The 21,742-nt window shown below is 34.9% G+C and carries 24 protein-coding genes; 21 read left to right on the top strand and 3 right to left on the bottom strand.

Annotation, left to right across the window (positions count from 1 at the left end; genetic code table 11):
- Window positions 1-10 precede the first annotated feature (10 nt).
- Genes CJF42_RS09445 through CJF42_RS28545 form a run of 11 tightly spaced genes read left to right on the top strand, consistent with a single transcriptional unit; the run spans window position 11 to window position 9,578 of the window.
- Window positions 11-730, top strand: coding sequence for an RNA polymerase sigma factor FliA (locus tag CJF42_RS09445; RefSeq protein WP_252097572.1), 720 nt, complete (start codon window positions 11-13; stop codon window positions 728-730).
- A 45-nt stretch (window positions 731-775) separates the two neighbouring features.
- Window positions 776-1,159, top strand: a complete 384-nt coding sequence (cheY, locus tag CJF42_RS09440) for a chemotaxis response regulator CheY (RefSeq protein WP_095366448.1) — start codon at window positions 776-778, stop codon at window positions 1,157-1,159.
- A gap of 3 nt (window positions 1,160-1,162) precedes the next feature.
- The gene (locus CJF42_RS09435; RefSeq protein ID WP_502694783.1) at window positions 1,163-1,957 is read left to right on the top strand and encodes a protein phosphatase CheZ; all 795 of its coding nucleotides are present in this window, start codon (window positions 1,163-1,165) and stop codon (window positions 1,955-1,957) included.
- 16 nt (window positions 1,958-1,973) lie between these two features.
- Window positions 1,974-4,160 (top strand): chemotaxis protein CheA, encoded by a 2,187-nt coding sequence (locus CJF42_RS09430; RefSeq protein ID WP_095366447.1) that lies wholly within the window; start codon window positions 1,974-1,976, stop codon window positions 4,158-4,160.
- A gap of 17 nt (window positions 4,161-4,177) precedes the next feature.
- The gene (locus CJF42_RS09425) at window positions 4,178-5,284 is read left to right on the top strand and encodes a protein-glutamate methylesterase/protein-glutamine glutaminase (protein WP_095366446.1); all 1,107 of its coding nucleotides are present in this window, start codon (window positions 4,178-4,180) and stop codon (window positions 5,282-5,284) included.
- A complete protein-coding gene (locus CJF42_RS09420; RefSeq protein ID WP_095366445.1) occupies window positions 5,277-6,053 on the top strand; it encodes a flagellar motor protein in 777 nt (258 codons plus the stop codon). The genes CJF42_RS09425 and CJF42_RS09420 overlap by 8 nt, the downstream gene beginning before the upstream one ends.
- A 13-nt stretch (window positions 6,054-6,066) precedes the next feature.
- Complete coding sequence (locus CJF42_RS09415) at window positions 6,067-7,056, top strand: flagellar motor protein MotB (RefSeq protein ID WP_095366444.1); 990 nt, start codon at window positions 6,067-6,069, stop codon at window positions 7,054-7,056.
- 12 nt (window positions 7,057-7,068) lie between these two features.
- Window positions 7,069-7,869: a ParA family protein gene (locus CJF42_RS09410; RefSeq protein WP_095366443.1), complete on the top strand. Its 801-nt coding sequence runs from the start codon at window positions 7,069-7,071 to the stop codon at window positions 7,867-7,869.
- On the top strand, window positions 7,862-8,602 hold the full coding sequence (locus CJF42_RS09405; RefSeq protein ID WP_095366442.1) for a chemotaxis protein CheW: 741 nt from the start codon (window positions 7,862-7,864) through the stop codon (window positions 8,600-8,602). Before CJF42_RS09410 ends, CJF42_RS09405 begins: the two co-directional genes overlap by 8 nt.
- 37 nt (window positions 8,603-8,639) lie before the next feature.
- Complete coding sequence (locus CJF42_RS09400) at window positions 8,640-9,134, top strand: chemotaxis protein CheW (RefSeq protein ID WP_095366441.1); 495 nt, start codon at window positions 8,640-8,642, stop codon at window positions 9,132-9,134.
- A gap of 45 nt (window positions 9,135-9,179) precedes the next feature.
- Entirely contained in the window at window positions 9,180-9,578 is a 399-nt protein-coding gene (locus CJF42_RS28545; RefSeq protein WP_252097571.1) for a DUF2802 domain-containing protein, read from the top strand.
- 53 nt (window positions 9,579-9,631) lie between these two features.
- On the opposite strand, the gene CJF42_RS09390 is transcribed toward CJF42_RS28545, so the two are convergent.
- Both CJF42_RS09390 and CJF42_RS09385 read right to left on the bottom strand, forming a co-directional pair.
- Complete coding sequence (locus tag CJF42_RS09390; RefSeq protein ID WP_095366440.1) at window positions 9,632-9,952, bottom strand: EscU/YscU/HrcU family type III secretion system export apparatus switch protein; 321 nt, start codon at window positions 9,950-9,952, stop codon at window positions 9,632-9,634.
- Between the two features lie 3 nt (window positions 9,953-9,955).
- Window positions 9,956-12,196, bottom strand: a complete 2,241-nt coding sequence (locus tag CJF42_RS09385; protein WP_095366439.1) for a flagellar hook-length control protein FliK — start codon at window positions 12,194-12,196, stop codon at window positions 9,956-9,958.
- 224 nt (window positions 12,197-12,420) lie between these two features.
- Between CJF42_RS09385 and ccmA the strand changes: the two genes are divergently transcribed.
- The 10 genes from ccmA to CJF42_RS09335 all read left to right on the top strand — a co-directional run bounded on the left by ccmA (window position 12,421) and on the right by CJF42_RS09335 (window position 20,421).
- Complete coding sequence (gene ccmA, locus CJF42_RS09380) at window positions 12,421-13,056, top strand: cytochrome c biogenesis heme-transporting ATPase CcmA (protein WP_095366438.1); 636 nt, start codon at window positions 12,421-12,423, stop codon at window positions 13,054-13,056.
- A complete protein-coding gene (gene ccmB / locus CJF42_RS09375) occupies window positions 13,056-13,742 on the top strand; it encodes a heme exporter protein CcmB (RefSeq protein WP_095366437.1) in 687 nt (228 codons plus the stop codon). The genes ccmA and ccmB overlap by 1 nt, the downstream gene beginning before the upstream one ends.
- A gap of 67 nt (window positions 13,743-13,809) precedes the next feature.
- Window positions 13,810-14,589, top strand: a complete 780-nt coding sequence (locus CJF42_RS09370; protein WP_095366436.1) for a heme ABC transporter permease — start codon at window positions 13,810-13,812, stop codon at window positions 14,587-14,589.
- Window positions 14,579-14,779, top strand: coding sequence for a heme exporter protein CcmD (gene ccmD / locus CJF42_RS09365; RefSeq protein WP_095366435.1), 201 nt, complete (start codon window positions 14,579-14,581; stop codon window positions 14,777-14,779). Before CJF42_RS09370 ends, ccmD begins: the two co-directional genes overlap by 11 nt.
- On the top strand, window positions 14,779-15,261 hold the full coding sequence (gene ccmE, locus CJF42_RS09360; protein ID WP_095366434.1) for a cytochrome c maturation protein CcmE: 483 nt from the start codon (window positions 14,779-14,781) through the stop codon (window positions 15,259-15,261). Before ccmD ends, ccmE begins: the two co-directional genes overlap by 1 nt.
- Complete coding sequence (locus CJF42_RS09355; protein ID WP_095366433.1) at window positions 15,262-17,265, top strand: heme lyase CcmF/NrfE family subunit; 2,004 nt, start codon at window positions 15,262-15,264, stop codon at window positions 17,263-17,265. It begins immediately after the preceding gene.
- Between the two features lie 26 nt (window positions 17,266-17,291).
- On the top strand, window positions 17,292-17,858 hold the full coding sequence (locus CJF42_RS09350) for a redoxin family protein (RefSeq protein ID WP_095366468.1): 567 nt from the start codon (window positions 17,292-17,294) through the stop codon (window positions 17,856-17,858).
- A 2-nt stretch (window positions 17,859-17,860) separates the two neighbouring features.
- Window positions 17,861-18,343, top strand: coding sequence for a cytochrome c-type biogenesis protein (locus tag CJF42_RS09345; RefSeq protein WP_095366432.1), 483 nt, complete (start codon window positions 17,861-17,863; stop codon window positions 18,341-18,343).
- Window positions 18,340-19,674 carry a c-type cytochrome biogenesis protein CcmI gene (gene ccmI / locus CJF42_RS09340; protein ID WP_095366431.1) on the top strand — a complete coding sequence of 445 codons (1,335 nt, stop codon included), beginning with the start codon at window positions 18,340-18,342 and terminating at the stop codon, window positions 19,672-19,674. The genes CJF42_RS09345 and ccmI overlap by 4 nt, the downstream gene beginning before the upstream one ends.
- Before the next feature lie 12 nt (window positions 19,675-19,686).
- Window positions 19,687-20,421 (top strand): MlaA family lipoprotein, encoded by a 735-nt coding sequence (locus CJF42_RS09335; RefSeq protein WP_095366430.1) that lies wholly within the window; start codon window positions 19,687-19,689, stop codon window positions 20,419-20,421.
- Window positions 20,422-20,478: 57 nt separating this feature from the next.
- Here CJF42_RS09335 and CJF42_RS09330 read toward each other — a convergent pair whose 3' ends face one another.
- The gene (locus tag CJF42_RS09330) at window positions 20,479-21,696 is read right to left on the bottom strand and encodes an EAL and HDOD domain-containing protein (RefSeq protein WP_095366429.1); all 1,218 of its coding nucleotides are present in this window, start codon (window positions 21,694-21,696) and stop codon (window positions 20,479-20,481) included.
- Between the last annotated feature and the right edge of the window lie 46 nt (window positions 21,697-21,742).

The following is a 21,742-nucleotide window of genomic DNA, read 5'->3' as shown; positions in this document are numbered from 1 at the left end:
ATTTTTGTTAGTGAATAAAGTAGCTGGATATAATGATAACAATCATATAACTCAAGTTGTGGAGCGTCATGCGCCTTTAGTTAAGCGTATCGCTTACCATATGCTTGCTCGATTACCAGCCAGTGTGCAGTTAGATGATTTAATTCAATCAGGAATGATTGGCTTGATTGAAGCTGCTAAAAACTTTGATAGTACAAAAGGAGCAAGCTTCGAAACTTATGGAGGCATAAGGATTAGAGGAGCTATGCTTGATGAAATAAGAAAGGGTGACTGGGTACCAAGGTCAGTACATAGAAACAGTCGACAAGTAGCTCAGGCTATTTCAGAGCTGGAATCTCAGTTAGGTCGTGAAGTAAAAGACATAGAAGTTGCTGAAAAACTTGATATTACACTCGATGAATACCATCATATTCTTAATGATGTGAATTCGGGGAAAATTCTAGGAATAGAAGATCTAGGTGTTGATGAGGATGTGCTACAAATATCATCAGATAAATTACCAAATGACACACCTTTTACATTAATAAAGAATGATAAATTCAATACTTCATTAATAAAGGCAATAAAAACATTGCCTGAAAGAGATGCTCTTGTATTATCTCTCTACTATAATGAAGAAATGAATTTAAAAGAGATTGGGCAAATACTAGATGTAAGTGAGTCTCGTGTTAGCCAGATACATGGACAGGCAATGATTAGGCTAAAAGCTAAAGTCAGTGACTGGGTTTAAATAAAGTGGTTGTAACCTTGAGTTCGTACCTCACAGGAGGATGTTTTGGATAAAAATATGAAAGTTCTTGTAGTTGATGACTTTTCTACTATGAGAAGAATCATTAAAAATTTGCTAAGAGACTTAGGCTTTACTAATGTTCAGGAAGCGGATGATGGTAGCACTGCACTACCAATGCTACAAAATCAAAACTTTGATTTTGTCGTAACTGATTGGAATATGCCAGGTATGCAAGGTATTGATTTATTAAGAGCAATTCGTGCTGATGATAGTCTGAAGCATATTCCAGTATTAATGGTGACTGCTGAGGCTAAAAAAGAACAAATAATCGCTGCTGCACAAGCTGGAGTAAATGGTTATATTGTAAAGCCGTTTACTGCAGGTACGCTAAAGACAAAATTGGAAAAAGTGTTTGAGCGATTAGGTTAAATTATGAATGAGTTAATAATGTCAACTGATTCACCTCAAATTACACTTGAACAAGCAAAGCAACTTGTGTTGTTACTTGAGAATAATGAACAAGATCAAGCTGATGAATTGCTACTGCAAATAACAACACAGATGCAATCTGAGTTATTTGAAGAGGTTGGTAAGTTAACTCGTCAATTACATGACTCATTAAATAATTTTCAGTTAGATTCAAAGCTTATTGATTTAACGCAAGATGCATTACCTGATGCAAAAGAGCGATTAAATTATGTTATAAAAATGACGGAGAATGCTGCGAATAAAACGATGGATGCTATTGAGGTAGGCTTACCTTTAGCTGATAAATTAACAAGCGACCTCGACAATATCAAGCCCTCTTGGGAACGATTAATGAATCGAGATCTTAAGCTTGGTGAGTTTAAATCGTTATGCCATGGTTTAGATGCGTTTATTATAAATACGAAAGGTAATACTCAAAAACTACAAGGTCTACTGACTGAAGTCTTAATGGCCCAAGATTTTCAAGATTTGACAGGACAAGTTATTCGCAGAGTAATTGAGCTTTTACGTGAAGTTGAAGAAAGCTTAATTCATATGCTCAAGGTTTTTGGTTCACCACTAGATGGTAAATTACCTGAAAGTGAAGCCATAGAAGAAAAAGATATAGAATTATCTCTACAAGTTGAAAAAGAATTAGATCAAGTTGCAGAGGGTCCGATTATAGATGCATTAGAACGAGATGATGTAGTATCAGATCAAGATGATGTTGACGACTTATTATCAAGTTTAGGTTTCTAAGAGGGAGAACTGCTGCATGAGTTTTGAACTAGATGAAGATATTTTGCAGGATTTTTTGGTTGAAGCCGGAGAGATTCTCGAATTATTATCTGAGCAGCTTATAGAGTTAGAAAATAACCCTGAAGATTCTGATTTGCTAAATGCTATCTTTAGGGGATTTCATACTGTAAAAGGTGGTGCTGGTTTCTTAGCTATGACTGAGCTGGTAGATGCTTGTCATGGTGCTGAGAATGTATTCGATATTTTACGCCAAGGGCAACTTAGTGTTACCCCTGAATTGATGGATGTTATATTGCAAGCACTTGATTGTATAAATGTAATGTTTGCTTGCATACAAAATAGAGAAAAGCCTGAACCGGCAGATCCTAGCCTCCTAAAAGCGATGCACCAGCTTTGTAAAGGTGAAAGTAATAAAGTTACACCACCTGAAATTGAACCACAGGAAACACAAAGTCCAGCAGAAAGTTTAGAATCTGATGATGTATTGTTCGATATGGATGATACAAGCACAGACGATTCAAGCATTGACGATATTTCAGAAGATGAATTTGAAAATTTACTTGATGAATTACATGGTGCAGGTAAAGGACCTATCATCGAGAATAAATCAGAAACATCAGCTGATACTTCTGATGGAGATATAACCGATGACCAATTTGAAAACTTATTAGATGAATTGCATGGTGTTGGGTCTTTTGGTGAAACTGAAAATCCGCAGAAAACGCCTGAAAAAAATAATGTAGTTTCTCCTGATATGAGTTCTGATTCTGAAGATATATCTGATGATGAGTTTGAAGCTTTATTAGATGAATTACACGGGAAAGGTCAAGAACCTAAATCTGTTGAACCATCAACTCAAAAAAATTCTGTGGCAGTTAATAAACCTAAGGTAGTGAAAAAAGAACAAGCAATACCTAAACCTAAAGTTAAACCTGAAATAGAATCAAAACCAAAAGTTGAATCAAAGCCAGCTACTCAACCTAAATCACCTGATAAACCAGCAGCTAAAACACCTGCTGTTCAAGCTGAAACGACAGTTCGTGTAGATACTAAACGTTTAGACCAAATTATGAATATGGTTGGTGAATTGGTTTTAGTTCGAAATCGATTAGTGAGTTTAGGTGCCACTAATAGTAGTGAAAGCATGAATAAAGCGATTTCAAATTTAGATGTTGTTACCGCAGACTTGCAAAGCGCTGTTATGAAAACACGAATGCAGCCCATTAAAAAAGTATTTGGTCGTTTTCCTCGAGTTGTCCGTGATTTAGCGCGTAGTTTGAAAAAAGATATCAATCTACAGCTTGTAGGTGAAGATACTGATTTAGATAAAAACCTTGTTGAAGCATTAGCTGATCCGCTTGTGCATTTAGTGAGAAACTCTGTTGATCATGGTATAGAAATGCCTGATGAACGTGAAGCCTCAGGTAAATCTCGAACAGGTACTGTTACACTTTCAGCGTCTCAAGAAGGGGACCATATACTGTTAACCATTGAAGATGATGGTGCTGGTATGGATCCTAATAAGCTAAAAGATATAGCGATAGGCAAAGGCGTTATTGACGCAGATTTCGCATCAAGAATGACTGATAATGAAGCATTTAATTTAATTTTTGCTCCAGGATTTTCTACCAAAGAGGAAATATCTGATATTTCTGGACGTGGTGTGGGTATGGATGTTGTAAAAACAAAAATAACACAATTAAATGGCTCAATAAATATAGAATCAAAACAAGGAACGGGTACTTCGCTAGAGATAAAAGTACCGTTAACATTAGCAATACTTCCTACACTCATGGTACTTGTTGAAGAGCAAACATTTGCACTACCTTTGGCATGTGTTAATGAAATATTCCATCTTGATTTATCTAAAACGAATATAGTTGATGGTCAACTGACTATCATTGTTAGAGATAAAGCTATTCCATTATTTTATCTTGAAAGTTGGCTTGTTAAAAATCCATCTTCGGTTTCTGATCAGCGTAGTGGGGATGGGCATGTTGTTATAGTTCAATTAGGAACACAACAAGTTGGTTTTGCCGTTGATTCATTAATAGGGCAAGAGGAAGTGGTTATAAAACCGCTTGATGCTTTATTACAAGGGACGCCTGGCATGGCTGGAGCGACAATAACATCTGATGGTGGAATAGCGCTAATTTTAGATGTGCCAAATTTATTGAAGCACTATGCTGGAAAAGTAAAATAAATAAATGAGTAAATTGAATGACAATTAAAGTTTTAGTTGTTGATGATTCAAGTTTTTTTAGACGAAGAGTCAGTGAAATATTAAATCAAGATCCAGAATTAGAAGTAATTGACACGGCGAATAATGGTAAAGAAGCTGTGGAAAAAGCAGCTAAAATTAAACCTGATGTAATTACTATGGATGTTGAAATGCCTGTACTTGACGGTATTAGTGCAGTTAAACAAATAATGAAGGCATCTCCTGTGCCAATATTAATGTTTTCATCTTTAACTCATCACGGCGCAAGTGCAACATTTGATGCACTTGACGCTGGTGCTCTAGATTTTTTACCCAAAAAGTTTGAAGATATAGCAAGAGATAAAGAAGAAGCAATTCGATTATTGCAACAAAAAGTTAAAGAAATTGGTAAACGTAGATTAAATCGATTTACAAGAATACCATTTTCTGCAGAAAAACCTAAGCTAAAGCCACGTTCTGTTAAGTCTGCTGAAAACAATTTTAATTCTAGGAGAAAAGTATCTCAAGATGTGAAAGCCTCAGGGAAAAAATATAAAATTGTGGCTATTGGCACGTCAACAGGCGGACCTGTTGCTTTGCAAAGTATATTAACGCAATTACCAGAACATTTTCCTCATCCTATTTTATTAATACAACATATGCCTGCCGCTTTTACGCCTGCATTTGCAATTCGTTTGGATTCTTTATGCAAAATCCAAGTCAAAGAAGCACAAAATGGTGAGCTATTAAAACCTGGGACAGCTTATTTAGCACCAGGTGGAAAACAAATGCTTGTGGAGGGGCGTGGAGCGAGTCAAAAAATACGTATTTATGAAGATGAAGGTGCAAGAATAACTTATAAACCAAGCGTAGATATCACGTTTGCAAGCATAGCTAAAAGCTACAACGACTCGGTGCTAGCAATTGTTTTAACTGGTATGGGGGCTGATGGCAGAGATGGAGCTAGATTGCTTAAGCAAGCAGGTTCTAAAATATGGGTGCAAGATGAAAAAACATGTGTTGTATACGGTATGCCTCAAGCTGTGGCAAATGCAGGTCTTTCAGACGCGAATATTCCACTACCAGATGTTGCAAATCGAATAACAAGAGAAGTCGGTTGTGGATAAGTTATCAATTTCAGGGCTGTTAATTGCAATATTTGCAATTGGTTTTGGTTACTGGTTTGAAGGCGGATTGTTATTAAGTTTAGTAAACTTTTCCGCGCTTCTTATTGTTATAGGTGGGACTTTAGGCGCTGTTATGCTTCAATCACCCGCTGGAATTTTTCTTCAGGGAATTAAAATGTTCTCTTGGATTATAAAACCACCATATTACCCTGTTGATCAAGGTATTTCACAAATAAAATCATGGTCAAATAAGGCACGTCAAGACGGTTATTTATCCTTAGAAAATGAAGCTTTAAATAGTAATGATTATTTTATTTCTAAAGGTCTGAATATGATGATTGATGGCGTTGAACCTGAGCAATTTAGAGAAGCAATGGAAGTAGAACTGATTTTTCACCGCGAAGCGTTAATTAAATCTTCAAAAATTTATGAAGCGATGGGAGGTTATAGCCCAACCATTGGAATTTTAGGTGCCGTATTAGGTTTAATACAAGCGATGAATTTTATCAAAGAGCCAGAATTACTTGGTGCTGGTATAGCCACTGCATTTGTCGCTACTATTTATGGGGTTGGTTTTGCGAATTTACTTTTCTTGCCAGTTGCAAATAAACTTAAATGTATCGTTGAAGAGCAAATGATGTACCATGAATTGCTGTCTGAAGGAATGTTATCTATCTTACAGGGAGAAAGCCCAAGTAATATAGAGTTAAAGCTTTCAGCATATCAAACAAAAAAACATTACTCTCAAGTTAATACTATTAAAGGTTGAACTACTTAGCATTATGAGACGTTATCGTAAGTCTGCATTTGAAAATAACCAAGATAATTTAGATCGTTGGCTAGTCTCTTATGCCGATTATATGACACTTATGTTTGCTTTTTTTGTTGTTTTATATTCTTTAGCTATCGCTAATGAAGATGAATTTAAAATTTTATCAGATTCACTAGAGCAAGTTTTTGATAAAAGTGCAAATCAATATGAGCAGGATGGTTCTGGAGTACAAGGCAAAGGGCTTTTATCAAAAAATGCAATTGATACAGAATTTGTTTTATATGGTAATTCCATAAAAGATGAGGAAAAAGGACCTGAATTAGTTGATGGTTTTGGGGATTTAGCTAATTTAAAGCAAAAAAAACTTGGTAGCCCTTTAGATACATTAGAACAAGATCTTAAAACCGCTTTATCTGATGAAATAGAAAAAGGGCAGGCAAAATTAGAATTAAACGAAGATTGGTTAACTATAGAGCTTAATTCAGGTTTGTTGTTTGGTAGTGGTAGCTCTGCCTCAACTCCAGCTGTTCAACAAGTGGTCTCTAAAATTCATAATATTATTAATCGAGTAGAAAATTATATTCGAGTGAGAGGTTACACAGATAATCAACCTATCAATAATGAAGTATTTAGCTCTAATTGGCAATTATCGGTAAGTCGTGCAACTCAAATGCTACTGGCGTTAGAAAAAGAAGGTATAAATCCAGCTAGAATGGTGATTGAAGGTTATGGGCAATATGCCCCATTTGAAAATAATAACTCAGATGAAGGTCGAGCTGAAAATAGAAAAGTGGTAATTGCACTATCAAAATTCGGTATGTTTTCTAAGGATAATTCACAGGTTGTTGTTTCAGATGCTTTAGCAGAAAATAAAAGAGAATTAGAGAGTCAATTAAAAAACATTGAAAAAAAAGAAAATGAAAAAGATGATAAAACCATCAAGATTATTAAATTACCTGATGGTGGCATACGTATAACAACGCGAGAAAAAGAGCAGTAGAAAGGATTAATTTTGAAAATTTGGACAGTGGCGAATCAAAAAGGTGGTGTAGGTAAAACAACCACCACAGTTACTTTAGGTGGCATACTTGCATCTAAAGGCAAGAGAGTATTACTCATTGATACTGATCCTCATGCATCCTTAACATATTATTTTGGCATTGATTCTGAAGAATTAGAAGTGAGTGTTTATGATGTTTTTTCTAGAAATAAAGCCATGAATAAAGAAGAAATATTACAAGCATTATGCCCTTCTACGATGAATAATTTAGATATTTTACCTGCAACTATGGCAATAGCAACTTTAGATCGTTACATGGGGAATAAAAGCGGGATGGGCTTAATATTAACTAAAGCCTTGGCTAAAATTGCAGATGAATATGATTATGCAATATTGGATTGTCCACCAGTGTTAGGAGTTTTGATGGTTAATGCATTAGCTGCAAGTGAACGGGTTCTAATCCCAGTGCAAACAGAATTCTTAGCCTTAAAAGGGTTAGATCGTATGATGAGAACGATGCAATTAATGCAAAGCTCACAATCTAAGAAATATAGATATACAATTATTCCTACGATGTATGATAAACGTACTAAAGCTTCATTGGAAGCCTATAAAACATTACGTGCTACATATGAAGAAAAAGTTTGGCCCGGAGTGATCCCAATAGATACTAAGTTTAGAGATGCAAGCCTAGCGATGAAATCACCAATAACGTATTGTCCAAAGTCACGTGGAGTCTACGCATATTTAACATTACTGGATCACCTACAAAAGTTAGATAAACACTCTGTATCAGAGGCCTTAGATGAATAAGCCTTTATTTGCAAATGAAAAGATAATGAAACAATATCTCACAGCTTTATTAACAGAAGAGGAAGTATTAAATAAAGCAGTTTTACAGCCAGTTGAAAAGTTACTTGAACAAGTTGTTGAGCCCGAAGAAGTTCAAGTTATCAAAAAAACTATTAAACCCGCTGAAATCGCAATTAAGCTTAAGCAAGATGAAGAAAAACCACCTACAATCTCTATATTAGTAGATGAAATACAAAAGCAAAACAGTATTTCTAATTTAACACAAGAAGCTGAATATCGAACTGGAGAGTTTCAAGCCCTATTTTTTAAAGTTGCCGGATTAACTTTAGCTGTACCTCTCAAGTCTTTAGGTGGGATCCATAAACTTGATGAAATAAATAAAGTATTTTCAAAACCTAAGTGGTTTAAAGGCGTTATGCTTCATCGGGGTACAAAATTAAATGTTATTGATACAGCACAATGGGTTATGCCAGAAAAATATAATGAAGCTCTTGAGAAAAATTTAAATTATCAATACCTTATAATGTTAGGCGAAACAAGTTGGGGCTTACAAGCAGAAAACTTAATAAATAACGTTACTTTGAAAAGTGATGATGTTAAATGGAGAGAACAGTCTGGGAAGCGACCTTGGTTAGCTGGTTTAATAAAAGACAAAATGTGTGCTTTGATTGATGTTGATTCATTAACTGAATTACTGGATCAAGGGTTAGATAGCAGAGAATTTAAAAAATAAATATCACGAATGAAAATAATCGCGTGGGAGCATGAATATGAATGAACAAAGAATTACATCAGTAAATGCCGCAGATGCAAGTGATGAGGTCCTACAATGGGTAACATTTCGATTAGAAAATGAAACTTACGGTATTAATGTAATGCAAGTACAAGAAGTATTACGTTATACGGAAATCGCTCCTGTTCCTGGTGCACCTAGTTATGTATTAGGCATTATAAACCTACGCGGTAATGTAGTAACTGTTATAGATACTAGTACTCGCTTTGGTTTGTCTGGTTTAGATGTGACAGATGATTCACGTATTGTAATTATTGAAGCTGAAAAACAAGTTATCGGTATTTTGGTTGATAGCGTTGCTGAAGTCGTTTATTTAAGACGCTCAGAGATTGATAGTACGCCAAATATTGGTACAGAAGAGAGTGCCAAATTTATTCAAGGTGTCTCAAATCGAAATGGTCAGCTATTAATCTTAGTCGATTTAGATAAGCTATTAAGTGAAGAAGAATGGAGAGATCTAAATGATTTTTAGTGTTTTCTCTCTAGCATTTTCTCAAGCTTTTATTGGTTGTTAGAGTTGGAAAATATAATAATTACATCTGTTTTAAGTTTAGTTGTATCGTTCGTCATTATTGCCTTTATATTTTTAGAAAATAAAAAAAATAAAAACTTTAATAACGAACTAAATGAAAGTTTTTCAGATTTAAAACAGCAGAATATAATTCTTCGTAGTGAAATTGACGAGTTACGTGGTGGCTTATTGAATATGGGGAAACGTATTTTGCAACTAGAGCAAACGAGTCAAGAATTATCACAAAATCAGCAAGAGCTGCAATATAACGATCCTGACTCTAAAATGTATTCTCGCGCCGTAAAAATGGTTGAGTTAGGAGCTCAATTAGATGAAGTGATGAAGGAGTGCGAGTTACCTCGAGCTGAAGCTGAGCTTTTACTTTCATTACATCAACAAAAATAGTATTTATGGTTTCTATTTTGATATTTAATATATAAAGACGAAACCATTTCCATCTAAGCTTTGAGATTCAAACTCCCTGTTAAACCTTGCCACCCAGGTGGGAACTTACCTTGTAATACATATGAAAATGCGATTAATTCAGCAATGAGTATATAGAGCTCTTTGGGGATCTCTTGGCCTAACTCTAACGTTTTTAATGTGTCAGCTAATACCTTATCTTCATGAATTAAAATACCTTTATCTTGGGCCTCTATAATAATATGCTCTGCAAATTCTCCAAAACCTTTTAGTGAAACGCTCGGTGCTGAGTTACCATCATAAAGAAGACCTATGGCTGATTTTTGCTCTTTATATTGTTCATCGTCTTTACGCATAACTTAAACCTTTATATTTATAATTGAATGTTCATTATAACTTTCATTAGAATGATGTCGGCCTTGCTCTATAGTCATTTTACCTACCGATAGTCCGTGTTCTATTAATCTTTGTTTTAACATGTTGATATAAGGTTCAGCTTTCTCGATCAATTTTTGCTTTGTGCCCAGAAATGTACATTCAACATTTTTATCCATTAACTGCGCATTCACTTGTAGTTGACCTAATGTTTCAAAATTAAAATTCAAGCGTATGAACCAAACATCCTTGAGTTCTCCGTCTTCTTTGTTCTTTTTATAACGCCCTAAATTAATCTCAGTTTGTTTTACTGTTTCAGGTAATTGCATGGGTAATAGAAATTGTAAGATTGTATTGGATAAATTGTCTGCCTGCGTATTTGTTACATGGTTTTGAATAAGTTGTTGCTGTGAATGCTTTACTGTATGTTGCATCTGTCCTAATTCTTGAATCAGTGCACTTCCTGCTTTTGTTCTCGCTTCTTTAATAATATTACGCGTTTTAGTTTTTAGTCCAGGAAATATAAGTTGTAATAATTGATCTAATTTTTGAGTGTATTTGTTTATTGAACTTATATTATCTTCAATTTTTTGGTTTATACTGTGGGAAGCCAATAAGCTCAGAGCAAGCTCCTGAATCGAGTTACTAAAAGTATTTGATTGTTCAGTTTGATTTAATAAATTAGGCTGAACGGTTGATAGTATTTCGGAGCGTACTTTATCAGTTGAAATATTTTTTGGAGTTATCATTTTACTAAAGGCTTGGTTTACTAATTTATTTAGTTCGGGAGTTTGAGGAGCATTTTTTACAGTAAATACATTATCTGATTTTGTATTTTGTGTTGATAAGCTAAACTTTTTAGCATCAAGTTCTTGAGTTTTATTACTCTCTATAGTCTGCCTTAAAGGTTTAGATAGGTTTGAGTTAACTTGTTTGTTACTTTGTTGGGGCGGTATATTTAGTTGAGTTTTTCTTAACTCCTCGTTCATTGTGGGGTTAACTTTAATGCTTTCACTTTGGCTACTATTTGGAAGAAAATTAGTCTTTAATTGGTTGGTTAACGACTTATTAGTTGTTTCTATATTAGGTTCTTTGTTTGGTGTAACTGAGTCTATATTTTTGTTTCTTAAATTGGAGTGTTGTACAGAAGTTTTTATTTGGTTTACAAGCTCTGAGTTTGTTGTAAATGCAGCTTTGATCGAGTTTACGACTTTACTGAAAGGCGTTTCGATATTTTCGTTTTTTGCAACTACTGAATGGGTTTTAATGTGTTCATGACCTTTAAGCACTGCAAGGTTATGTTCTGTATTTTTTGAATGTATTTTCAATATTGTATCAGTCATGCTATTTGAACTGTTTTGCTTTAATAATGACTTATATATGCTTGTAGTGAGATTTAAATCGACAGGCACAAATATAGACTCAATTTTGATGTTACTGCCTTGATTTATGATTTTTGCATTTTGCCAATTGGAAAGCTTTGGTGAAATATTAGCTGAAACGGTGGTGATATTATTATTTTGTTTTATTTGACTATTGGCTGTATTTGAGCTTTTTATCTTTAAATCAACTTGAGTTGATTTAAACCATTGAATTACTTTCTCAATGGGCACCTTCAATTCAAATGCCGGTGCATTTGATTTCGGGAGGTATATTTTTGCTATTATTTCCTTGTTTGATTCTTGTAAATTAAGTAAAACATGAGTATTTAAGTTTAATTGGTGTGTAATATTGGATGGTAATTGGATATTTGCTTTAAGTGCAGGAATGCTCAATGTGTTTTTTAGATTTTTATTTAACTGTGCTAAAAGAGAGACTTCTTGATTATCCTTTGAAGTCAGTATATTGCCAATATACGTTTCTTTTTGGGCTTTAGGTTGAACAAATAAATGGAGTATTTTTAATATGTCTTGAGTATTTAAAGCTGAGGTTTTGGTGTCGTTATTTGCAATTAGAGTTATTTTCAAACCATCATTATGAATAATTAACTTGCCGTCATTAATTTGAATCTCTTTATTTTTATTGGCTGAATCTAATGCTAAAGTTACTTTCTCCCATTTGCCGTTTAGTTGGATCTCAAGTTGCAATAGTGACCCTGTACTTGTCACATTTTTAACATTCAAAAGGGTATCTGATTTTAGATGTTTAAGCAAAGGTGAGCTGTCATCAGTTATTGAAAACTGCTGTGCGATTGTATTTTTTGAAATGCTTTTAGTATCAGTCATATAAAGTTAGTTATTTATTATGTTTCATTTAAGATTTTAGGTCTTTTATTTTATTTTATATTTAGAAAAAACCATCATATAAAACTAAATATTGGCATAAATCACTTTTTTGTCGATTTGCAGTTAATTCCAGTTAAAGCTTTTACGTTTTGCAATACCATTATGATAGACTACTTCCTATAGAAAATACCCCTATAAAATTAGGGCTGTTAAGAGTGTTATAGTTGTTAAAAGTTGAAAACATAACCTGTATCAGACAAGATCGTTGCTTATTTGAAAACTTAAGTTTTGAATTGCCTCAAGGGTCAATAATGCAAATTGAGGGTCCTAATGGCGCCGGAAAAACATCATTGTTTAGGATTTTATCTGGATTTACAAGATTAGAGCAAGGCTATCGATTTTGGTTTGATAACAATATCGCCGATGATGAAGACAGTTTTTTTTCTGAATTACTGTATATTGGCCATAAAACTGGGGTGAATACGCAACTTAATGCCATTGAAAATATTCAATTTTGGCAAGAGACTCACGGGTATGCTCAGGCTTGTAAGAACAATTTGTTAGATATTTATGACGTATTAGCAAATTTAGGTTTGGTTGGTCTAGAAGATATTCCCGTTAGAATGTTGTCCGCTGGTCAGCAGCGACGTGTCGCTTTGGCGAGGTTATGGATTTCAGATGCAAAGTTATGGATGTTGGATGAGCCATTTACGGCAGTTGATAAAAAGGGGGTTACTTTACTTCAAGAGCAGTTCAAACTGCAATTGAATCGAGGTGGCAGTATTTTATTAACTTCACATCAAGACTTAACTGAACATTTTGATGATTTAAAAGTATTATCTTTGGAGTACCGTATTTAATGCAAAGACAATATTCATATCGCCAATTATTTTTTTCTGTTTATAAGAAAGATGTTTTACTGGCTTTTAGGCAACGTTCTGAAATTATTAATCCTTTACTCTTTTTCTTGATCGTTATTAGCTTATTCCCTCTAGGGATAGGCCCTGAACCTCAATTATTAACACGAATGGCACCGGGGATTATCTGGGTCGCAGCATTACTTTCAACTATGTTGGGTTTAGATAAAATATTTAGAGATGATTATCAAGATGGGTCTTTAGAGCAGTTATTAATGAGCCCATACCCAACATCATTGATTGTTGTTGCTAAAATTACTGCACACTGGTCTGTTACTGGATTACCGCTTGTTTTATTTTCACCTATGTTTGGCCTTTTGCTCAACTTAGATGCCAATTCAATGCAAGCAGCAGTTGTGACATTATTGATTGGTACGCCGTTATTAAGTTTAATTGGTGCGATTGGCGCTGGTTTAACTGTAGGTTTACAAAAAGGAGGAATTTTACTAAGTTTATTGGTTCTACCTTTGTATATTCCTGTACTTATTTTTGCAACGTCGGCAATTGATACGAGTGCTATGTCTCTGGATTATACTGCTCAACTTGCAATTTTAGGTGCAATGTTAGCTGTAGGTTTGGTTTTGGCGCCATTTGCTGTTTCGTCAGCATTAAAAGTCAGTATAAGTTAATTTAAATTTTATATTGCTGTAGCAAGTCAATATATTGCGTCGTGTTTAAAAAGAGTGTGGATTAGTTATGTGGAAGTGGTTACATCCTTATGCAAAGGCACAAACAGCCTATCGATTGTGCAACATCTTGTTGCCGTATTTTGCAATGATTGCTGTATTAAGTTTAATTGTAGGTTGGGTTTGGGGTTTAGGCTTTGCACCAGCAGATTATCAACAAAAAGACAGTTATAGAATTATTTTTATACATGTTCCTTCAGCTATTTTATCTATGGGCGCATATTCCTCAATGGCAATTGCTGCATTTATCGCTTTGGTTTGGCAGCTAAAAAATGCTGAACTTGCAGTAATAGCAATCGCACCTGTTGGAGCGGCTGTTACCTTAATTGCGCTGATCACAGGTGCTGCATGGGGTAAGCCTATGTGGGGAGCCTGGTGGGTTTGGGATGCAAGGCTAACTACTGAGTTAATTCTATTGTTTTTATATTTAGGTGTTATTTCACTTTATAATGCTTTTGAAGATAAAGGTAGTGCGGGTCGAGCTTCTTGTATTTTAGCTTTAGTTGGATCTATTAATTTACCTATTATCCATTTCTCAGTTGAGTGGTGGAATACGTTGCATCAAGGTGCAACTATCACTAAATTTGATGGTAGTGCGATTGATCCAAGTATGTTTTGGCCATTAATGGTTAATATTTTGGCATTTTCTGCATTTGTAGGTACAGTTGTTCTGATCCGTTTAAAAAATGAAATCTTATTATGTGAAAAGCATCGTCCTTGGGTACGAGATTTAGTAAAAAGCCAAACTCAAAATGTAACAAGTGAAATAGGGGATAATAATGCAGTTTAATTCGTTTTCAGACTTTATAGCCATGGGTGGTTATGGTTTTTATGTTTGGTTATCCTTTGGAACTTGTGCATTAATATTATTAAGCATTTTCTTAGATAGTCAGTTTAGTCACCAACGTATTCTAGATGCTGTCGCTAAACAGCTAGATCGTGAAGCACGTATTAAAAAAGCAAAGCAGGAGTCAAAATAATGAACCCTAGAAGAAAAAAGCGCATGGTGACACTGCTTGCAGTTGTTTTTGGTTTAGGCTCTGCTGTTGCCTTAGTGCTTTATGCACTTCAAGGTAATATAAACTTATTTTACACACCAACTGAATTAATCCAAGGTAAAGGCCCTGAAAAGCAAAAACCTTTGGTCGGTCAAAAGCTAAGAATTGGCGGCATGGTCGTACCAGGTTCGGTGAAAAGAGACCCAGATTCATTGCATGTAGAATTTAAATTAATGGATACAGGTCCAACTGTAAAAGTGATTTATAAAGGTATTTTACCTGACTTATTCAGAGAAGGTCAGGGTATTGTGGCGCAAGGAAACTTAATTGCGCCCAATATCATTGAAGCATTTGAAGTATTGGCTAAACATGATGAAGAATATATGCCACCTGAAGTTGCTGAAGCAGTTAAAGGTATCAAACACCAAAAGCCAGTTTATAATAATGTAAAAGGAGATAGCTAGATGATCCCTGAATTGGGTTATATCTCTTTAACCATCGCATTAGGTTTATCTATTTTATTATGTATCTATCCTTTATGGGGAGCATATACTAATAATTTAAGACTTATGCGCGCAGCACCTGCTTTGGCAATAGGGCAGTGTGTATTTGTATTTATTTCGTATGCCGCTTTAGTTTATGCCAGCTTAACGGATGATTTTACTTTAGTATATGTCGCAAGTAATTCGAGTAGCTCTTTACCATGGTATTATAAAATAACATCGACTTGGGGTGGTCATGAAGGCGCTATGCTGTTATGGCTTGTGATGCAAGCGGGTTGGACTGCAATTGTATCTATTGCATCTCAATCTTTGCCTTGGCCTTTACGTGCTCGTGTACTAGGCGTTTTAGGCTTTTTAGGTGTCGGTTTTATGTTTTACACCTTATTAATGTCAAGCCCATTTGAATCTTTATTACCTTATTATCCCGTTGAAGGTCATGATTTAAATCCGCTTTTACAAGACCCTGGAATGATCATTCATCCGCCATTATTATATATGGGGTATGTTGGTTTATCTGTAACTTTCTCTTTTGCTATTGCTGCATTGTTAACCGGAAAACTAGATAATACTTGGGCTAAATGGTCTCGTCCTTGGACTATTGCTGCTTGGCTATTCTTAACCTTAGGTATTACTTTAGGCAGTTGGTGGGCATATTCGGAATTAGGCTGGGGCGGTTGGTGGTTTTGGGACCCGGTAGAAAATGCTTCATTGATGCCTTGGTTGATTGCGACTGCTCTAATACATTCTTTAGCTGCGACAGAAAAACGAGGCGTGTTTAAGTCATGGACTGTTTTATTAGCAATTGCGGGCTTCTCATTTAGTTTATTAGGTACGTTTATTGTGCGCTCCGGTGTACTTGTATCGGTGCATGCATTTACAACCGATCCAGGTCGAGGCATATTCATATTAGGCTTCTTAGCCATCGTTGTCGGTGGTAGCTTAGCGCTATATGCTATGCGAGCTTCAGCAGTGAATAGTGCAGGACGTTATCGTTTGTTTTCTAGAGAAGTTGCATTGTGGTTAAATAATATTTTGTTATGTGTAGCGACCTTAATCGTTATGTTAGGTACGTTATTACCGTTAGTGCATAAAGAATTAGGCATGGGGTCTATTTCAATTGGCGAACCATTCTTTAATGAAATGTTTAGCTATTTACTGGTTCCTTTTGCATTTGCTTTAGGTGTAGCGCCATTATTGCGTTGGAAACAAAACAAATTTAATACATTAAAAAATAAATTATCGCTAATTGCTTTAATAAGCATCGTAATTACAGCGAGTTGGTTGTACTCAAGTTATGATGTTGTGTCATTAATGACATTTATCGCGGTTTTATTGGCGATTTGGGTCACAATTTCAACGATATTCGATATCGTTGAAAAAGCAACAAAACAAACAAGTATTCTAGTAGGTTTAAAGCAGTTAACTACGAGCTACTGGGCTATGGTAAGTGGTCATTTTGGGTTTGCATGTGTTGTTATGGGTATTGCATTAACATCAGCATATTCTGTTGAGCGAGATGTCAGAATGCTGCCTGGTGAAACCGTGACATTAAATGAATATGTATATCGTTTTGATGGTATTAAAGAAATTGTCGGCGCTAATTATACCGGTCATGCTGCTGTCGTCAGTATTTATAATAATGGTGAAAAAGTAACTGAGTTACATGCTGAAAAGCGTCGTTACAATGTGGGTATGCAGTTTATGACTGAAGCAGCAATAGATGCCTCTCTAGGGCGTGATTTATACGTAGCGCTAGGTGAGCAATTAAGTAACGGCGCTTGGGCACTTAGGATTTATCATAAACCATATATCAGATGGATGTGGTTAGGTGGCTTAATAATATCTTTTGCAGGCTTGCTGATTTTACTTGATAAACGTTATAGAGGTACTACGAAGGCTTCGCAAAAAACAAAAGACACAAATGAATCATCTCAGCCAGCTACATCTGATGAGGTAAGTTCATGAGTGATGAAAATAAAAACAACAAATTAATGTTTTCTGTGCCTCTAATCATATTTTTTTTACTATGTATCTTTTTATTTAAAGGGTTATTTTCAAATCCAAGAGAGTTACAAACAGGTCGATTAGGTCAGGAGATGCCCGCATTTAACTTACCTGATTTAATGCAAGAGAATAAAACATGGTCAGAGAAAGATTTATTAGGAAAAGTTTACTTAATCAACGTTTGGGGTACTTGGTGCACTACTTGTTTAGTTGAATTACCTTACCTTACCAAGCTTCGTGAGCGTGGTGTTGAAATTATAGGTCTATATTTAGAGCAGGGGTATGATCCAGACTTCGATAGTGAATTTAATATTCAAGCATTAAGAAATGAAGTTTCTCATATGCTTGATCGAACTGGTAATCCATATCAATATAATATATTTGATTTAAACCGTAGCTTAGCTTTTGATTTAGGTGTTTCTGGTGCACCTGAAACATTTTTAGTTGATAGTACAGGTGTGATTTTATTACACCATACAGGAGATTTAAATGAGCGTACTTGGCGAGCCAAATTTGCTCCTAAGTTTACTGAATTAAAAGAGGTTAAGTTGTAATAATGAAATATTTCCTTTTTGTATTGTTAATGGGGGTTTCAACAGTAATTCTTGCTGTTGAAGAGTCTCATAGTTTTGCTAATATGCAACAAGCACAATTGTTTAAAGAGTTAAGTTTAGAACTCAGGTGTCCTAAATGTCAAAATCAAAATATTGCAGATTCTAATGCTGTCGTAGCAAAAGATTTACGTGACAAAGTGATTGAATTAGTAAAACTAAATAAATCAAAAGACTTTATTGTTGATTATATGATTGATCGGTATGGGTACTTTGTTCATTACAAACCTCCTGTTACAGCGTCAACATTAGTTTTATGGGTGGTGCCAGTTTTATTTGTATTGTTTGGCTTTGGTTCGGTTATCTTTCGTCAAAAAAAATCGTCAACTGAGCAAAAATGGTCTGTTAAAGATGAAGCTCAGTTGACTAAGCTTATTACACAATATCAGAATAATTCAGTTCAAGTGAAACAGGAGTCCGGTCAATGATGTCACTTTGGTTTACTCTGGTGTTATTGGCACTGCTCGGTGCTATTTTTGTCGTAATTCCATTTATTCGAAAGTCGGATAAGGCTGCAACTGATTTAACTCAATCAAGTGGTGAAAATGCGCAAAGAATAGATATTTATCATCAGCGTTTAGCTGAGTTAGATGATGATGTTCAGCTTTCTAAAATTAGTTTGGAAGACTTTAGCTCAGCCGTGATAGAGTTAAAAAAAGGCTTGTTAAATGAGCTTTCACCAGAAAAAAAATTGAATGTAAAAGGTAATAACTTAACTTTATTATTAGCTGGCAGCTTATTTTTATTGAGCTTTACTGCAATCTTTTATTATGCCACAGGAAATTACAGCCAGCTTAATCAATGGCAAAAAGCGCAAGTTGCGTTACCTGAACTTGGTAAGCGAGCAATGATGCAGCAAGGTGAACCATTAACTGCTAATGAGTTACAGCAATTCGCTTTAGGATTGAGAACTAAAATTGCTAAACAAGGCGAAGATGAAATGGCTTGGATGTTGCTCGGTCAAGTAAATATGTCATTAGGTGATTACAAGTCTGCAATGCAAGCCTTTGATAAAACATTAAGTTTAAATTCTCGTAATGTCACTGTGTTATTAAATTATACGCAGTTACTGCTTATGAGTGGTGAGCCTGATTATAATCAGGCTGGGACAATGCTCTCGACTATTTTATCTGTAGAGCCGTCTAATTTTGATGCAATTTCTTTATTGGGCTTAATTGCGTACGAGCGTGGTGATTTTTTAGAAGCGAAGGCTGCATTTGATATGTTACTTAGCTCTATGAGTAAAGATGATGAACGTTATGCAATGATTAAATTTAGAGTTAAAGAACTCGTTGGCAAAATCTCGTCATTACCAGCAAAACCTTTAAATAATCATGCCATGGCAACTAATATTCAAAGTAATTCATCTGTTGAAGCGTCACTTTACAAAATTGAACAAAATTCTACTGGACATGACAATGCAATAAAAGTAAAAATTGAATTAGCAGATCACTTAGTGGATAAAACCCCTAATAATGCGACGTTATTTGTATTTGCAAAGGCTGTTGCTGGACCAAAAATGCCGTTAGCTGTTGTTAAGCAGAGTCAGTTTAGTTTTCCATTAGAGATTACACTATCTGAAAAAAATGCAATGGTTGCGGAATTATCACTTGCTCAATTTGAACAAGTTATTATAACGGTTAGAGTATCAGTTGATGAAAATGTAATGTCTGCTGCTGGAGAGCTTCAAGGTAAAAGTGATACAATTGAAGTGAAAAATTCACCAGAGGTAACGGTTGTCGTAGATCAGTTACTTTGATAAGGAATGTTAATGCTTAAAAGTGGAGTGATTTTTTTAATTTTATTTTTATTTATAGGATGTGCGCAAGTACCCATTGAAAAACAAGATGTGAAAGATCCACTACAAACAATAAATCGTCCTTTATATAATTTTAATAAGGATGTTTTAGATACGTATATCTTACGGCCTGCTGCTGTAGGCTATATCACAATCACACCACAATCGGTACGTAGAGGGTTAGTTAACCTTACTGAAAATATTGGTGAACCTGTTGATGGTATCAATGCAGCTTTGCAAGGTAAAACAGGCAATGCAGGTATTAGTATTGCAAGATTTTTAGTTAACTCTACAGTAGGAATCTTTGGTATTTTTGATGTTGCAACTGAAATTGGCTTGTCACAGGTTGATGAGGATTTCGGGCAAACCTTGGGTATTTGGGGGGCCGATAATGGCGCTTATTTAATGTTACCAGGATATGGGCCAAGTACAGTTCGAAATGTTTCTGGAGATGTTGTAGATGGCTTTGTTATTCCATCAATTGCTTTGAGTTTACCGCAAACGATATTGCGCTATACAATTCAGGGATTAGAAGCGAGAGCATCTTTATTCCCTCAAGAAGGATTGTTAAATGAAGCTATAGATCCGTATATATTTGTTAAAGAGATATACTTACAAAGACAATTATATCAGCTTTATGATGGTAATCTTTCAATAGAGGAAGACGATGAAGAGTTTGATGAGGACTTTTTAGAAGAGCTTGAATAATATCCATAAAAAGCTGGAGTATATAATTCCAGCTTTTTTATTGCCTTAGAGTTCTGGTTATTTAGACATGGCTTCCATCTGTGTATTTGCCCAATAAACTGCATCATGATAAGCGTCAGGAACAGTTTTAACATCAATATTTAGTTGCTCTGTAATCATTTTAGCTTGTTCCCAGTCAGCTAGTTCATAATGCTCAACTAAAGATAAATAATCAGCGATTAAACCTTCCTTTTTCAGAATGGCATCTTTTATTTCAATAGAAAGTGGTAACTTATCTAAAATTTCAGACATATTTTGATCAAGAATGCCATCAATTAAAGAAAACATACCTGCAAGAAAAGCCATTGCGGTGTCTTTCATGTGTCCATGCTTTATTGCTAGACATTCAGCAAAGCGGGCACGAGTAAGTGATAGACGCATTAATTCAGGTGGTTTTGTTGAGGCGACTTGCGCCGTAAATAAGACAGATAAGAACTTTTTAAGTTCTGCTAAGCCAAGTACAACCAAAGCTTGTTTTATTGTACCTATTTCTGCTCTGCGATTAAATGCAGCTGAATTGGTATAACGTAATAATTTGTAAGCTAAGTTGACATCTCTTTGAAAAACTTCAGATATTTTTTTTAAATCCATTTCTGATTTTGAAGTTTCATATAGTAACTCAGCTAAAGTAATCTGTGAAGGAGCAAGACTTTTACTTTGAATTACTTCAGGCTTTGAGAAAAAATATCCTTGAAAATATGCAAATCCCATATCCATTGCAGATTGGTATTGTTCATAAGTTTCTACTTTTTCGGCTAAAAACTTAATGTTTTTATAGGGAGAGATATCTTTGATCACTTGCTTAATTTCTTCCGTCGCCATCTCTAAAAAATCAATTTTTATAATATCGATATAAGGATAAAAATGTTTCCAAACAGGATTATGTATGTAATCATCTAATGCTAGAGTATATCCTAATTCCTTAAGCTCCTTAACGATAGCGAGTAGTCGCTTACCAGGTTGTACAGTTTCCAGAATTTCCACTACAACTTGCTCTTTATTTAGCATAGTAGCGTAGCGCTTTTGAAGTGTATCAAGGGTGAAGTTGATAAATGCAGGTTTATCACCTGTCATATCATCTAAGCCAAGTTGGCTGCCTTCAATTAACTTTGTAGTTGCTTCATTTTCGTCAATATTGGGAAATACATTATCCAAACTATCGCGAAATAACAATTCATAAGCAAACAGTTTTTTTTCTCGATCTAATATCGGTTGTCTTGCTGCGTAAAAATACATAAATAATGAACCTGTATCCCAAATATATTAATTATTGTACTGCTTC

This window comes from Pseudoalteromonas sp. NBT06-2 (assembly GCF_002276045.1).
In the GTDB taxonomy this organism is placed as follows: Bacteria; Pseudomonadota; Gammaproteobacteria; order Enterobacterales; family Alteromonadaceae; genus Pseudoalteromonas.
The sequence above is the reverse complement of the archived record's forward strand: the minus strand, read 5'-3'. Positions and strand labels throughout refer to the sequence as shown.